Genomic DNA, 14,189 nt, shown 5'->3' with positions numbered 1-14,189 from the left:
CCGGCCGTACGGAAAGGGTGCCCGCGTGAATGGTCCGCTGATCGTCCAGTCCGACAAGACTCTGCTCCTGGAAGTCGACCACGAGCGTGCCGACGAATGCCGTCGGGCCATCGCGCCCTTCGCGGAGCTGGAGCGGGCGCCCGAGCACATCCACACCTACCGGGTGACACCGCTCGGCCTGTGGAACGCGCGCGCCGCCGGGCACGACGCGGAGCAGGTGGTGGACGCGCTGGTGCAGTTCAGCCGCTACCCCGTGCCGCACGCGCTGCTGGTCGACATCGCGGAGACGATGGACCGCTACGGCCGTCTGACGCTCTCCAAGCACCCCGCCCACGGCCTGGTGCTCACCACCACCGACCGGCCGGTGCTGGAGGAGGTGCTGCGCTCCAAGCGGATCGCCCCGCTGGTCGGCATCCGCATCGACCCCGACACCGTGGCCGTGCACCCCTCCGAGCGGGGACAGATCAAGCAGTCGCTGCTGAAGCTGGGCTGGCCGGCCGAGGACCTCGCCGGGTACGTCGACGGCGAGGCGCACCCGATCGAGCTGAACGAGGACGGCTGGGCGCTGCGGCCCTACCAGAAGCAGGCGGTGGAGAACTTCTGGCACGGCGGCTCCGGTGTCGTCGTGCTGCCCTGCGGCGCCGGCAAGACGCTGGTGGGCGCGGGTTCCATGGCGCAGGCGAAGTCGACGACGCTGATCCTCGTCACGAACACGGTCTCGGCCCGGCAGTGGAAGCACGAGCTGGTCAAACGGACCTCGCTGACCGAGGACGAGATCGGCGAGTACAGCGGTACGAAGAAGGAGATCCGGCCCGTCACGATCGCCACGTACCAGGTGCTGACGACCAGGCGGAAGGGTGTCTACCCGCACCTGGAGCTGTTCGACTCCCGCGACTGGGGCCTGATCGTCTACGACGAGGTGCACCTGCTGCCCGCGCCCGTCTTCAAGTTCACCGCGGACCTCCAGGCCCGGCGGCGGCTCGGCCTGACGGCCACGCTCGTCCGCGAGGACGGCCGCGAGTCGGACGTCTTCTCGCTCATCGGGCCGAAGCGGTTCGACGCGCCGTGGAAGGAGATCGAGGCGCAGGGGTACATCGCGCCCGCCGACTGCGTCGAGGTCCGGGTCAACCTCACCGACTCCGAGCGGCTGGCGTACGCCACCGCCGAGGCCGAGGAGAAGTACCGCTTCTGCGCGACGACCGACAGCAAGCGCAAGGTGACCGAGGCGCTGGTGCGGCGGTTCGCCGGGCAGCAGATCCTCGTCATCGGGCAGTACATCGACCAGCTCGACGAACTCGGCGAGCACCTGAACGCCCCGGTGATCAAGGGCGAGACCTCCAACGCCCAGCGCGAGAGGCTCTTCGACGCGTTCCGGGAGGGCGAGATCAGCGTGCTCGTGGTCTCCAAGGTCGCGAACTTCTCCATCGACCTGCCGGAGGCGACGGTCGCCATCCAGGTGTCGGGCACTTTCGGGTCCCGGCAGGAGGAGGCGCAGCGGCTGGGCCGCGTCCTGCGTCCCAAGGCCGACGGCCACCAGGCCCACTTCTACTCGGTGGTCGCCCGGGACACGATCGACCAGGACTTCGCCGCCCACCGGCAGCGGTTCCTCGCGGAACAGGGCTACGCCTACCGGATCATGGACGCGGACGAGTTGCTGGCGGAGAGCTGAGCAGGGGTCGCCGAGTGTGATCGGCCGGGGCGCGCCGCAATCCGGCCCCGTGGCCGCTCGGGGCGTACGTCACCTGCGGCGTACGCCCGCTTCCTCGCCGTACTCACCGAGGACGATCACGTCGAACGCGGCGCCCGCGAACACCCGGACGGCGCGCACGACATCGCCCAGGCGGTGCCGGTGGCTGCCGGTGACGGCGGTGGCACCGGACGGCCGGGCCGGAGCTGGACCGACGACTGCTGCACTCATGTCTCCATAGTCGGTTTTCGCACCCGGCCGCGGCATCGGTCTAGGGACCGAACCTGCGCGGCCGCCGAGTAGCCCTCCGGTCGGACCGCCTCCCCCGAGGAGGGACGGGTCACCCCCTAGGGGTGGGGCGCGGCCGGGCGTGGCGAGCCGGGCGCGGCCGGGCGTGGATATTCGTTGGCACCGGACGCCCCTCATTGCCTAAAATCGCCGGTCTTGCCCGCCTCCCTCGCGGAGTGCCGCCGTCCGGCCGGAAACCGGACGGCATCGACCGACCCCACACCCACGCAGGTCCCTCACGGAGGCACTCCCTTGTCCACGCCTGCCGACGACCCGCTCTCCCGCGAGCGGTCCCACCTCTCGGCGTCCCGAGCCGCGCTGCGCGCCATGCGCGAGGACGTCGAATCCCTGGACATCAGCGACGTCACCGCGAACTGGGTCAACGCCCAGATCCTGGAGCACCAGATCGGTGAGCGGATCAAGGCGCTCGCCGACCTCAGCGACACGCCGCTGTTCTTCGGCCGGCTCGACTACCTGCACGCGCCCGGTGCCGAACAGGCCGAGGGCGCCGAGGGGGAACGCTTCTACATCGGGCGCCGGCACGTGCACGACGCCGACGGCGACCCCATGGTGATCGACTGGCGCGCGCCGGTGTCGCAGCCGTTCTACCGGGCCTCCAAGAAGGACCCGCTGGACGTCGGGCTGCGCCGCCGGTTCGGCTACACCGGCGGGGACCTGACGGCCTACGAGGACGAGCACCTGTCCGACCCCGCCGAGGCGGCGAAGACCAGCAGGCTGCTCCAGCAGGAGATCGAGCGCCCCCGCGTCGGCCCGATGCGGGACATCGTGGCGACCATCCAGCCCGAGCAGGACGAGATCGTGCGGTCCGGGCTGGGCGGGACGGTGTGCGTGCAGGGCGGGCCCGGCACCGGGAAGACCGCGGTGGGCCTGCACCGGGTCGCCTACCTCCTCTACGCCCACCGTGAGCGGCTGGCCCGCACCGGCACCCTCGTCATCGGGCCGAACCGGTCCTTCCTGCACTACATCGAGCAGGTGCTGCCCGCGCTCGGCGAGTTGGCGGTGCGGCAGGCGACGGTCGACGACCTGGTGGCGCACGTCGAGGTGAAGGGCGCCGACGAGCCGGCCGCCGCCGTCGTCAAGGGTGACGCGCGGATGGCGCGCGTCCTGCACCGGGCGGTCTTCTCGCACGTGACGATGCCGGCGGAACCGGTCGTCGTGGTGCGCGGGTCGCGGCGCTGGCGGGTCGCGGCGTACGAACTGGAGGACATCGTCCGGGAGTTGCTGGACCGCGGCATCCGCTACGGCGCCGCCCGCGAGGCGCTGCCGCAGCGGATCGCGCATGCCGTGCTGGTGCAGATGGAACGGTCGGGCGAGGCCCCGGACGACCGGGTGCAGGACGCGGTGGCCCGCAACAGCGCGGTCAAGGCGGCCGTCAAGGCGATCTGGCCGCCGGTCGACCCGGCGAAGCTGGTGCTGCGGCTGCTGACCGACGCGGACTTCCTCGACGCGCAGGCAGAGGGCATCCTCACCGAGGAGGAGCGCAAGACGATCCTGTGGACGCGGCCGGTGCGGTCGGTGAGGTCCGCGAAGTGGTCGCCCGCGGACGCGGTGCTGATCGACGAGGCGACGGACCTGGTCCGGCGCACGCAGTCGCTCGGCCATGTCGTCCTCGACGAGGCGCAGGACCTCTCCCCGATGCAGTACCGCGCGGTCGGGCGCCGCTGCACCACGGGCTCAGCGACCGTCCTCGGCGACCTCGCACAGGGCACCACGCCCTGGGCCACCCGGAGTTGGCAGGAGGCGCTGGCCCATCTCGGTAAGGCGGACGCGGTGGTCGAGGAGCTGACGGCCGGTTTCCGCGTCCCGACGGACGTCATCACCTACGCCTCGCGCCTGCTGCCGCACATCGCGCCCGGTCTGACCCCGGTGGCGTCCGTCCGTGAGAACCCCGGGTCCTTCGAGGTCCGGCAGGTCACGGGCGACGCGGACGTGGTCGCGGAGTGCCTGCGGGCGCTGCGCAACGAGGGGTCGATCGGCCTGATCGCGGCGGACGCGCGCGTACCGGCCCTCGCGGACGCGCTGGCCGCGGCCGGACTCGGTCACCTGGGGCCGGGCGAGGAGACGACCCCGGAGACCCGCCTCACCCTGGTCCCCGCGTCCCTGGCCAAGGGCCTGGAGTACGACTACGTGGTCCTCGACGAGCCGCGCGCGGTGGTCGACGCCGAGCCCGACGAGCGCACCGGCCTGCGCCGCCTGTACGTCGCCCTGACCCGAGCGGTCTCAGGCCTGACGGTCACCCACACGACCCCGCTCCCACCCCAACTCGCCTGACCCGCCCGCCCGGTCCGCGGGCAGCCGTGCCGCCGGGGGCGGCACGGTGGGCGCGGGCGGCACCCCGTCGACGCCGGGCCGCGCACCCCACCGCCGCACGAGCGCCCACGGACCCGCACGGACCACGCACCCCCGCGCTCCCGGCACCGGCGCTCCCCGACCCCGTGCGGCCGACGCCCCGTCACACCCCGTCCAACACCGCCCGCCACTCAGCCACCGCTCCCACCGACACCGGACCTTCCCAGCCCCCCGGCCGGGCCGCCCCACCGATGTGGAACCCGTCGAGCCCGGCCGCCAGGAGCCGCGGCACATGCTCCAGCCGCAACCCCCCGCCCACCAGGATCCGCTGCTCGTACCCGGGCTCCCCCTGCCGCGCCGCCTCCGCGAGCAGCGTGGGGATCCCGTCGTCCACCCCGTCCGCCGACCCGGCCGTCAGATAGGTGTCCAGCCCGGACATCCCGTCGAGCGCCTTGCGCAGCGCGTCCCGGTCGGCCGCCCGGTCGATCGCCCGGTGGAAGGTCCACCGGCATCCGTCCAGCACGCCGGCCACCCGCTCCACGGCGTCCAGGTCCACCCCGCCGTCCGGGCCGAGGAACCCGAGCACGAACTCGTCGGCGCCCTGCTCGCGCAGACGAAGGGCGACGTCGACCAGCCGGTCGACCTCTCCGGCCGCGAACCCGTCCGCGAGCCGCAGCATCACGCGCAGCGGAATGTCGACGGCGGCCCGGATCGCGGCGAAGGTCCCGGCCGACGGGGTGAGCCCGTCGGCCGCCATGTCGGTGACCAGTTCGAGGCGGTCCGCGCCTCCGGCCTGGGCGGCGACCGCGTCCTCGGCGTCGAGGGCGATCACCTCCAGGACTGCACGCGTGCTCATAGGACCCCTTTCCTTGGGCGTCGCGCCCGGAAGCGGCTACAGGTCTAGTCCAATATCAGAGTACGCCGCGCAGGATCGAGGTACGAGACGACCACCGTCGGTTCAGGGCCGAAGCGACGCCCCGCAGTACACGTGTCCGCCGGTCAGCCGGTCAGCCGGTCAGCCGGTCAGCCGAAGATGTTCAGCTCGGCCGCCCGCGCTCCCGCCAGCTCGTATCCCGTGCCGTTCACCGGCCGCCCCGCGTACAGCCGCACCAGCGTCGCCGCGTCCCCGATGTAGCGCGCCGGGGTCCGCTCGCCGCTGAGGTCGCCGAACCTCAGCGGCTCGTCCGCCTCGTCCAGGTCGGCGTGCAGCGGCAGATGCCCGCGCTCGCGGGTGATCCGGACGAGGAGGTCGAGCGCGTACGGCTGCCCCTCCCCCTCGTACGCCCCCGGCGCCCCGAGCGCGTCGCGCACGTCGCCGGCGTGCACCCACTCCCCGAGCGCGACGCCGTCCAGCGCCCCGCCCGCGCCGGCGATGGCCGGGCCCGCCTCGGTCATCGCGCGTTCCAGCTCGTCGAGGACCCGCGCGACGGTCCAGTCGGCGCGCTCGGCGATGTCCCGGTCGTTCGCCTCGGGCGAGAAGACGCCCTCCTCGAACCGGCTCTCCACCACCCTCACCAGCACGGCCGAACAGTGCGCCAGCACATCCCGCACCGTCCACCCCGGACATGCCGCCGCGGGGACCGCGAAGTCCCCCTCCGGCCTTCCCCGCAGCAGCGGGATCAGCGCGTCCCGCTCCGTCACCAGCAGCCGACCCGGCAGCTCCGGATCCCGTGCCTCACCGTGCATGTCAGCAGTAGTCATCCGCCCACGCTAGGGCCCACCGTCGACGCGGGGCAGGGTCGCGTTCCGACGCGCGGGCCAGAATGACCCCATGGCCGACCCACACGCCCTGCGCGCCCGCTTCCTCCGTACCCTCGAAGCCGCCCGAGCCCCGGGGGACGGGCCCGATCCGGCCCCGTACGCGGACGACCTGATCGCCCGCTGGCAGGAGCCGCAGCGCCGCTACCACACCCTCTCCCATCTGACGGCGGTCCTGGACCACATCGACGTACTGGCCGAGTACGCCGACGATCCGGACGCCGTCCGGCTGGCCGCCTGGTTCCACGACGCGGTCTACCTGCCCGAACGCTCCGAGAACGAGGAGCGTTCGGCCCGGCTCGCCGAACGGGCGCTGACCGAGGCCGGGGTGTCCGCGGCGCGGACCGCCGAAGTGGCCCGGCTGGTCCGGCTCACCGTCACCCACGCCCCCGCCGACGACGACCGGGACGGCCGGGTGCTGTGCGACGCCGACCTCGCGATCCTCGCCGCGCCACCGTCGGAGTACGCCGTGTACACGGCCGCCGTGCGCGAGGAGTACCACTTCGTGCCGGTCGACGCCTTCCGTGACGGCCGGTCCGCCGTCCTGCGCCGACTGCTCGATCTGCCGCACCTGTTCCGCACCCCGCACGGCCGGTCCGCCTGGGAGGCGACGGCCCGCTACAACATCGCCTCCGAGCTGGAAATGCTGTCGCTGGGGGACCGTCCGTCGGCCTAGCCTGCCCCCATGGACATCACGGGCGGGGAACAGGTGGGCGACGCCGTGGCGAGCTGTGCGAGCGCGCTGCGGCCGGCGGTGGACCGGGACTGGGAGGGGGTCGCGGCGGGCGGCCTGGAGTGGAGCTGCCGCCGCACGGCCGAGCACATCGCCGGTGATCTCATCGCGTACGCGGGGCAGTTGGCGGGCCGGGTGCGGGACAGGTACGCGCCCTTCGAGATCGTCCTCGACGGCCCGGCGGGCGGCCCCGACGCGGCCGGCAACGCGGACGTCCTCGAAGTGATCGAGACGACCGGGGCGCTGCTCACCGCGGCGGCGCGCACCGCGCCCCGCTCCGCCCGCGCCTTCCACCCGTACCCGTTCCGCAGCGCGGACCGCGTCGGATTCGCCGCGATGGGCGTCGCCGAGGTGCTGCTGCACACGCACGACATCGCCGAAGGGCTCGGCCTGCCCTACGAAGCGCCCGCCCCGCTCGCCGAGTTCGTGCTGACCCGGATCTTCCCGCACGTCCAGCCCGGCCCCGACCACTGGCGCACCCTGCTGTGGGCCACCGGCCGCGGCGAGCTGCCCGGCCGGGCCCCGGTCACCGAGTGGCGCTGGAGCAACAACCTCGTCCTGCCCGCCGGGCGGCTCACCCTGGAGGGCGTGACCCCGGCCGCCGCCGCCGACCTCGCCGCGGACGGCGACGGCGGGTTCGCGTGGGCCGAGGGCGGCCCGTTCGAGGGCACGCGCGAGGCGGCGGGGATGACCGCGAAGGCGTACCAGGAGGGCGTGCACCGCCCCGAGTTCGGCCTGTTCGTACTGGTCCGCGCCGAGGACGACCGCGCGATAGGCGGCATGGGATTCCACGGCGCCCCCGACGAGGACGGCCGCGCGGAGATCGGCTACGACCTCACCGAGTCCGCCCGCGGCCACGGGTACGCCACCGAGGCGCTGCGCGCGCTGGCGGCGTGGGCCCTGGCCCGGCAGGACGTGACGTCCTTGTTCGCGACGGTCGACCGGGACAACGCGCCGTCGCGCGGGGTCGTCGAGCGGGCCGGTTTCCGGCGGGTCAGCGAGGAGGGCGAGGACGGCGCGCAGTTCGCCTACGAGCTGCGCTCCTGAGCACGCCGCTTGGGTCTGCGCAGCCCGGCACCGTGCAGCAGCCGCACCACCTCGCGGCTGCTGACCTCGACCGCCCCGGCGCTCACCGCGTCCGGGTAGCGGTGCGACGGAAGGTCGTAGTGGTCCCGCTCGAAGGCCCGCCGGGGCACGCCCAGCCCTTCGGCGAACGCGTGCAGCTCGTCGTAGGAGACGTCGCTGACCAGGTGGGACCACATGCGGCCGTGGCCCGGCCAGGTCGGCGGGTCGATGTAGACCGTCACGAGGCCGGTGCCCCGCCGCCGCACGACCCCAGCGAGCCGACCGCGGCCACCTTCACTCCCGCCTTGTGACACACCCAGTGCGGATCGGGGCCCAGCTCCGGCTCGATGTCCAGCGCGTGCGGGTCGCCGGAGCCGCACACCCGGCACAGGGGCCAGCGTCCGTACCGCTCCAGCAGCGCGTCCTGGACGTCCTGGGCGACCAGCCCGGCCACGTACGCGGCTCCCTCCGGCCACTGCTCCACCCACCAGCGCCGCTGGACGACGGACTCCTCGACCAGCGACACGACGTCCGCTTCCGCCACCCGGTCGGCGACCAGATCGGCGAGGACCAGGGCGCGGGCCGCGTGCAACGCCTGCTCCAGAGGACTGATGGGCTCCATGCACCCATTGTGCGCACTCTTGACCACGACACCGAGCCGAAAATATCTTTCACCTGTGACACGGGACGTGAAGGAAACTTTCCGCAAGACCGATGGAGCCCCCGGGCCCACGGGCGACAGGCCGCCGGCTCCGGCCGTCCTGGCCGCCAAAGTGCGTACGCTCGCGCCGTCGATGACCCGTTCCATGCAGCGGGTCGCCGAGACCGTGGCGGGCGATCCGGCGGGCTGCGCGGCCCTGACCGTCACCGGTCTCGCCGAACTCACCGGCACCAGTGAGGCGACGGTCGTGCGCACCGCCCGGCTGCTCGGCTACCCCGGCTACCGCGATCTGCGGCTCGCCCTCGCCGGACTCGCCGCCCAGCAGCAGTCCGGCCGCGCGCCCGCGATAACCACGGACATCGCGGTCGACGACCCGATCGCCGACGTCGTCGCCAAGCTCGCCTACGACGAGCAGCAGACCCTCGCCGACACCGCGGCCGGTCTCGACACCGCCCAGCTCGACGCCGCCGTCACCGCGCTCGCCGCCGCGGGCCGCACCGACGTGTACGGCGTCGGCGCGTCCGGCCTGGTCGCCCAGGACCTCACGCAGAAGCTGCTCCGCATCGGTCTCATCGCCCACGCGCACGGCGATCCGCACCTCGCCGTGACCAACGCCGTTCAGTTGCGCGCCGGTGACGTCGCCATCGCCATCACGCATTCCGGTTCCACCGGGGACGTCATCGAGCCGTTGCGCGTCGCCTTCGAGCGCGGGGCGACCACCGTGGCGATCACCGGCCGTCCGGACTCGCCGGTCACCCAGTACGCCGACCACGTGCTGACCACCTCCACGTCCCGGGAGAGCGAGCTGCGGCCGGCCGCCATGTCGTCCCGCACCAGCCAGCTGCTGGTGGTGGACTGCCTGTTCGTGGGGGTGGCGCAGCGGACGTACGAGTCCGCCGCGCCCGCGCTGGCCGCCTCGTACGAGGCGCTGGCCCACCGGCACCGCCCACGCGGTGGAACGCAGCGCTAGCCGGAGCCGTCCAGTCATTCGTCACACCCGAGGCAGCACACCGCACCCGAGGCAAGGCACCACACCCGAGGCAGCACGTCGCACCCGAGGCAGCACAGAGGAAAGAGCCGTCCCCTCATGACCTCCACATCCGATCCCCGTGAACTGCGAGCCGAGCTGGAGACGCTGACGACCGAGGCGTTCCGGCCGGAGCTGGCCGAGATCGACCGGCTGCCCACCCTGGAGATCGCCACGCTGATGAACGGCGAGGACGCCGGTGTGGCCGCCGCCGTCGCCGAGCGGCTGCCGCTGATCGCCGCGGCCATCGACGACATCGCGGCCCGTATGTCCCGCGGCGGCCGGCTCGTCTACGCCGGCGCCGGCACGGCGGGCCGCCTCGGTGTGCTCGACGCCTCCGAGTGCCCGCCCACCTTCAACACCGATCCGGCGCGGGTGGTGGGCCTGATCGCCGGCGGCCCGGACGCCATGGTCACCTCGGTGGAGGGCGCGGAGGACTCACGGGAACTGGCGCGGGCCGACCTGGACGCGCTGCGGCTGACGGCGGACGACACGGTGGTCGGCGTCTCCGCCTCGGGCCGCACCCCGTACGCGATCGGCGCCGTGGAACACGCCCGCGAGCAGGGCGCCCTGACCGTGGGCCTCTCGTGCAACGCGCACAGCGCGCTGGCCGCCGCCGCGGACCACGGCATCGAGGTCGTCGTCGGCCCCGAACTGCTCACCGGTTCCACCCGGCTGAAGGCGGGCACGGCCCAGAAGCTGGTGCTGAACATGCTCTCGACGATCACGATGATCCGCCTGGGCAAGACGTACGGGAACCTCATGGTCGACGTGCGCGCCTCGAACGAGAAGCTGCGGGCCCGCTCCCGGCGGATCGTCGCCCTGGCCACCGGCGCGCCCGACGAGGAGATCGAACGCGCCCTCACCTCGACCGACGGCGAGGTCAAGGCGGCCATCCTGGCCATCGCGGGTGGTGTGGACGGGGCGACGGCGGCCCGGCTGCTGGAGGACTCCGGCGGGCACCTGCGCGCCGCGCTCCGGGCAGCCGCCCGCTGAGCCGCGCCGGGTCCGGGCGAAACCCCGCGGGGAGCGCACCGGGGACCGACCGGACACCCGGCCGGTCCCCGTGACACCGTGGGGTTCATCCTGGACACCGAAGGCACCACGGACCCCGCCGAGTGACGAGATGACCATGAACCACGCACAGCTGAACGCCCTGGGCCGCGCCCTGCGGCTCGTCGGCGAGCACGGCGAGGCGCTGACCGCCGACACGCCGGACGCCCGGCTGCACGAGATCAGGGCCGATCTGCAACGCGCCCTGGACCTGCTGACGGACAGCGTCACCACGACCGCGCCCAGCACCCGGTGCGCCGAGCACCCGACCGGGCCGGTGGACGAGGGCGCCCCGGACCTGTGCCTGCTGTGCGAGACGCGGCGCCGCACGGCCCGCCGGGCGGAGTTCAACGGTCCGGCGGCGCAGTCCGCGCCCACCGCCTCCGCCCCCTCCCGCTACGGAGTGCGCGGCGAGCGCCCGCAGCCCCAGCAGCGCTGGCTGCCGGAGCTGTGGAACGGACAGGAGTGGCAGCTGTGCGGCACCCCGCGCCGGGACCGCCGCGAGGCCGAGCTGTATCTCGCGGCGGCGCGGCGCGGTTCACGGCCCGCGATGGCGTACCGCCTGGTGCACGAGTTCACCGACTACGAGGTGCTGCGCGTCTGGGGCACGCCCGTCCGCATCGACATCGAACCGATGGGCAACCTCTAGGCCGTACGGCCCGACGAGTTCGTACCCACCGTCGGCGGACCGCCGTGGCGGCCCTGTGCGGGCCCGGGGCCGGGCCCGCCCTACGCCCGGGCCGGGGCCGCCTCCGTCGGTTCCGAGCCCGCGGCCGGAGCCTGCGCCCCCGCCGCCGGAGTCCGGCGCGGGATGAACGCGGCGACGGCGAAGGCGAGCAGTGCCGCGCCCGCCCCGACCGCGAGGACGGTACGGAAACCGTCGCGCGAGGGCAGGTCGACGGAGCCCAGCCGGGTGGTCATCTGGGCCAGGACGACGCCCGCCACGGCGCTCGCGGTGGAGGTGCCGATGGACCGCATCAGGGTGTTGAGGCTGTTGGCCGCGGCGGTCTCGGAGGGGTCGACCGCGCTCATGATGAGCGCGGGCATCGAGCCGTAGGTGAAGCCGATACCGGCGCCGATGACGCACGAGACCAGGACGAAGTGCCAGACGGCGTCCATCAGCGCGATGTTCAGTCCGTAGCCGGCGGCCACGATCAGGGAACCGATCATCAGCGTGACCTTCGGGCCCTTGGCCCGTGACACGGCGGCCGAGACCGGCGCCGTCGCCATCATCACCAGGCCGGACGGGGCCATGACCAGGCCGGCGGCGAGCATCGACCGGCCGAGCCCGTAGCCGGTCGCCTCGGGCAGTTGCAGGATCTGCGGGATGACCAGGGACATCGCGAACATGGCGAAGCCGACGGCCACCGAGGCCAGGTTCGTCACCAGCACCTGGCGGCGGGCCGTGGCGCGCAGGTCCACCAGCGGCTCGCTCACCCGCAGCTCCCACCGGCCCCACACCAGCAGTACGACGACGGCCGCGGTGAACAGGCCGAGCGTGGTGCCGCTGCTCCAGCCCCAGTCGGCGCCCTTGGAGATCGCCAGCAGCAGGCAGACCAGCCCGACCGCCATACCGACGCCGCCCACCACGTCGAACCGTCCGCCGCTGCGGACCTTCGACTCGGGGACGAGGGCCAGGACGAGGACACCGGCCACGACTCCCATGCCGGCCGAGGTCCAGAAGAGGGCGTGCCAGTCGAAGTTGTCGGCGATGAGCGCGGCGGCCGGCAGGCCGAGGGCGCCGCCGACACCGAGGGAGGCACCCATCAGGGCGGTGGCGGAGCCGAGCCGTTCGGCGGGCAGTTCGTCGCGCATGATGCTGATGCCGAGCGGGATGACCCCGGAGGCCAGCCCCTGGAGGACCCGTCCGACGACCATCGGGGTCAGCGAGTCGCTGAGCGCGGCCGTGACCGATCCGGCGATCAGCATGACCACGCTGATCAGCAGCATCCGGCGCTTGCCGTACATGTCGCCCAGCCGTCCGGTCACGGGGGTGGCGACGGCGGCGGCGAGCAGTGTGGCGGTGACCGCCCAGGCGGTGTCCGACGACGGGGCGTCGAGCAGCCGGGGCAGTTCCGGGACGATCGGGATCACCAGCGTCTGCATCAGCGAGACGACGATTCCGGCGAACGCGAGCACCGCCACCACGGCGTTCGAGCTCGGTGGGGCCGCCCCACCGGTCTCGGCGGGTCGGGCAGTGGGGTGGGACATGCGGGCCTCCGTCGTACGCAAAGTGCTTGACTTAGGCAACCTTAAACAGATTACTTGACTTACTCAAGAAATCCGGGTCAAGGCCGGTCAAAGAAAGGGCGGCCCCGGCGCCGTTCGCCGGGACCGCCCTTCCGCCACCTGCTCGGCGTCAGCTCAGGGACGACAGCGACGCCGGATCGTACGGCGCCAGCTCCTCCAGCCGGCCGGCCAGCACCTTCTGCGCCCACCGCGGGTCCTGGAGCAGCGCACGGCCGACGGCGACCAGGTCGAACTCGCCGCGCTCCAGGCGGTCCAGCAGGTTGCCGAGGCTGCCCACCCCGGCGCCCTCGCCCTGGAACGCCTTGAGGAACTCGCCGTCCAGGCCGACCGACCCGACCGTGACGGCGGGCAGACCCGTCAGCTTCTTCGTCCAGCCGGCCAGGTTCAGGTCGGAGCCGTCGAACTCCGGCAGCCAGTATCGGCGCGTGGACGCGTGGAAGGCGTCCACTCCGGCCGTCACGAGCGGGGCGAGGACCGCCTCCAGCTCCTGCGGGGTCCCGGCGAGCCGCGCGTCGTAGGCGCCCTGCTTCCACTGGGAGTAGCGGAAGAGGACCGGGAAGCCGGGCGATACGGTCTCGCGGACCGCGGCCACGATCTCCGCCGCGAACTTCGTACGGGCCACCGGGTCGCCGCCGTAGGAGTCGGTACGGCGGTTGGTGCCGGCCCACAGGAACTGGTCGATCAAGTAGCCGTGGGCGCCGTGCAGTTCGACACCGTCGAAGCCGATCCGCTCCGCCGCGGCGGCGGCCTCGGCGAAGGCGGCGACCACGTCGTCCAGGTCCCGCTGGGTCATCACCCGGCCGCCGCCCTCCGTGCCGTCCGGCCGCAGCCCGGACGGGCCGACCGCCGGCGCCTCGGGGAACGGCGGCCTGCCCGCGTTGCGCGCCATGCCGATGTGCCACAGCTGCGGCACGATCCGGCCGCCCGCCGCATGCACCTCCTCGGCCACCTTCGCCCAGCCCGCCAGCTGCTCCGCCCCGTGGAACCGCGGCACGCGATCGCTCTCACCGGCCGAGTCGTGGCCCACGTACGTGCCCTCGGTGACGATCAGTCCGACACCGGCGGCGGCCCGGCGGACGTAGTACGACGCCACGTCCGCACCCGGGACGCCGCCCGGCGAGAACCGGCGGGTCATCGGCGCCATCACGATGCGGTTGGGGACGGTCAGGCCGTTGATCGAAAACGGCGCGGACAGCAGCCGGGCCGCGCGGGAGTCGGTGGCGGTGAGGGTCACGTGGGAGTCTCCTTGGGGTACCGGACGGTATGTGCGCGCGCATCGATCGCGTCTCTCCGACAACTCCCCGGCGCCGCAAGGGCATTCCGGCGGCCGGGCCCGCCCGGATGTGATCCCGGTGAC

Annotated in this window: 14 protein-coding genes; 7 read left to right on the top strand and 7 right to left on the bottom strand. The window is 73.4% G+C overall.

Annotation, left to right across the window (positions count from 1 at the left end; translation table 11 throughout):
• Positions 1-25: 25 nt before the first annotated feature.
• Positions 26-1,669 carry a DNA repair helicase XPB gene (locus tag DN051_RS21785; protein WP_053761977.1) on the top strand — a complete coding sequence of 548 codons (1,644 nt, stop codon included), beginning with the start codon at positions 26-28 and terminating at the stop codon, positions 1,667-1,669.
• A gap of 69 nt (positions 1,670-1,738) precedes the next feature.
• Here the strand turns inward: DN051_RS21785 and DN051_RS21780 are convergent, their stop codons facing one another.
• Positions 1,739-1,918, bottom strand: a complete 180-nt coding sequence (locus DN051_RS21780) for a hypothetical protein (protein WP_053761978.1) — start codon at positions 1,916-1,918, stop codon at positions 1,739-1,741.
• Between the two features lie 309 nt (positions 1,919-2,227).
• Here DN051_RS21780 and DN051_RS21775 point away from each other — a divergent pair, with 309 nt between their 5' ends.
• Positions 2,228-4,267: a HelD family protein gene (locus DN051_RS21775; protein WP_199314635.1), complete on the top strand. Its 2,040-nt coding sequence runs from the start codon at positions 2,228-2,230 to the stop codon at positions 4,265-4,267.
• 181 nt (positions 4,268-4,448) lie between these two features.
• Here the strand turns inward: DN051_RS21775 and DN051_RS21770 are convergent, their stop codons facing one another.
• On the bottom strand, positions 4,449-5,141 hold the full coding sequence (locus DN051_RS21770; RefSeq protein WP_053761980.1) for a copper homeostasis protein CutC: 693 nt from the start codon (positions 5,139-5,141) through the stop codon (positions 4,449-4,451).
• Positions 5,142-5,308: 167 nt separating this feature from the next.
• Entirely contained in the window at positions 5,309-5,986 is a 678-nt protein-coding gene (locus DN051_RS21765; protein ID WP_053761981.1) for a maleylpyruvate isomerase family mycothiol-dependent enzyme, read from the bottom strand.
• Between the two features lie 70 nt (positions 5,987-6,056).
• Between DN051_RS21765 and DN051_RS21760 the strand changes: the two genes are divergently transcribed.
• Both DN051_RS21760 and DN051_RS21755 read left to right on the top strand, forming a co-directional pair.
• Entirely contained in the window at positions 6,057-6,719 is a 663-nt protein-coding gene (locus tag DN051_RS21760) for an HD domain-containing protein (protein WP_053761982.1), read from the top strand.
• Positions 6,720-6,728: 9 nt separating this feature from the next.
• The gene (locus DN051_RS21755) at positions 6,729-7,823 is read left to right on the top strand and encodes a GNAT family N-acetyltransferase (protein ID WP_199314633.1); all 1,095 of its coding nucleotides are present in this window, start codon (positions 6,729-6,731) and stop codon (positions 7,821-7,823) included.
• On the opposite strand, the gene DN051_RS21750 is transcribed toward DN051_RS21755, so the two are convergent.
• Positions 7,805-8,083, bottom strand: coding sequence for a DUF4031 domain-containing protein (locus tag DN051_RS21750; protein ID WP_053762011.1), 279 nt, complete (start codon positions 8,081-8,083; stop codon positions 7,805-7,807). The two genes, DN051_RS21755 and DN051_RS21750, sit on opposite strands and share 19 nt — an antisense overlap.
• The gene (locus tag DN051_RS21745; RefSeq protein ID WP_112439329.1) at positions 8,080-8,463 is read right to left on the bottom strand and encodes a hypothetical protein; all 384 of its coding nucleotides are present in this window, start codon (positions 8,461-8,463) and stop codon (positions 8,080-8,082) included. The genes DN051_RS21750 and DN051_RS21745 overlap by 4 nt, the downstream gene beginning before the upstream one ends.
• Before the next feature lie 55 nt (positions 8,464-8,518).
• Between DN051_RS21745 and DN051_RS21740 the strand changes: the two genes are divergently transcribed.
• The 3 genes from DN051_RS21740 (at position 8,519) to DN051_RS21730 (ending at position 11,231) form a co-directional block, all read left to right on the top strand.
• Positions 8,519-9,472 (top strand): MurR/RpiR family transcriptional regulator, encoded by a 954-nt coding sequence (locus DN051_RS21740; protein WP_112439328.1) that lies wholly within the window; start codon positions 8,519-8,521, stop codon positions 9,470-9,472.
• A 117-nt stretch (positions 9,473-9,589) separates the two neighbouring features.
• Complete coding sequence (murQ, locus tag DN051_RS21735; RefSeq protein WP_053761986.1) at positions 9,590-10,525, top strand: N-acetylmuramic acid 6-phosphate etherase; 936 nt, start codon at positions 9,590-9,592, stop codon at positions 10,523-10,525.
• Between the two features lie 136 nt (positions 10,526-10,661).
• A complete protein-coding gene (locus DN051_RS21730) occupies positions 10,662-11,231 on the top strand; it encodes a hypothetical protein (protein ID WP_053762012.1) in 570 nt (189 codons plus the stop codon).
• Between the two features lie 80 nt (positions 11,232-11,311).
• Here DN051_RS21730 and DN051_RS21725 read toward each other — a convergent pair whose 3' ends face one another.
• Together DN051_RS21725 and DN051_RS21720 are read right to left on the bottom strand one after the other, a co-directional pair.
• The gene (locus tag DN051_RS21725) at positions 11,312-12,793 is read right to left on the bottom strand and encodes an MFS transporter (RefSeq protein WP_053761987.1); all 1,482 of its coding nucleotides are present in this window, start codon (positions 12,791-12,793) and stop codon (positions 11,312-11,314) included.
• A 148-nt stretch (positions 12,794-12,941) separates the two neighbouring features.
• Positions 12,942-14,066 carry an NADH:flavin oxidoreductase gene (locus tag DN051_RS21720; RefSeq protein ID WP_053761988.1) on the bottom strand — a complete coding sequence of 375 codons (1,125 nt, stop codon included), beginning with the start codon at positions 14,064-14,066 and terminating at the stop codon, positions 12,942-12,944.
• Positions 14,067-14,189 lie beyond the last annotated feature (123 nt).

The organism is Streptomyces cadmiisoli (assembly GCF_003261055.1).
GTDB lineage: Bacteria > Actinomycetota > Actinomycetes > Streptomycetales > Streptomycetaceae > Streptomyces > Streptomyces cadmiisoli.
This window is presented reverse-complemented; position numbering and strand designations above follow the sequence as displayed.